Source organism: Dactylosporangium maewongense (assembly GCF_039531485.1).
Taxonomy (GTDB): Bacteria; Actinomycetota; Actinomycetes; order Mycobacteriales; family Micromonosporaceae; genus Dactylosporangium; species Dactylosporangium maewongense.
This window is the reverse complement of the sequence record NZ_BAAAQD010000044.1, coordinates 1-623: the sequence shown is the minus strand read 5'-3', so window position 1 is coordinate 623 and position 623 is coordinate 1.

Genomic DNA, 623 nt, shown 5'->3' with positions numbered 1-623 from the left:
CCGCCGCCAGAGGCCGGGGCCGCCACCAGGGCTGGGTCTTCGTCGGGGCCGGAGGGGCCGGAGCCGTCGCCGCCAGGGTCGCCGCCCACCGGGGCCGGGAAGAACGCACTAGAACGAACCCAGAACCCGGCCCGCGCCGTCACATGCAACGTGGATCTTCGCGGCCAGCCACCGCAAGACCCCGACGGCGTGAGCCGGTTTGCGACGACGACCCGAAGGACCCGCCCGATGCCCGATTCGCCGGGTTCCCACCGCCCCTTGCCGCCACCGGCAGCACGCCGATGCACCCAACGGCGCTCGAGTCACCGACACGCGACCAGTCGATGCCACCCGGAGCTAGTCGATGCCACCAGCGGCGACCACGCCGGTCCGCACACCGGCCAGCATCCAGTCGAAGGTGCATCAAGGGCCCGCCAACGAGACCGTGCCCCCGGTCAGACACATCCGAAACGGCGCCCCGAACGCACCTTCCACACGAGACGCCGAGCATCCCCAGGAGCCGCCGAGCCGCCGAGCCGCCGAGCCGCCGAGCCGCCGAGCCGCCGAGCCGCCGAGCCGCCGAGCCGCCGAGCCGCCGAGCCGCCGAGCCGCCGAGCCGCCGAGCCGCCGAGCCGCCGAGCCGC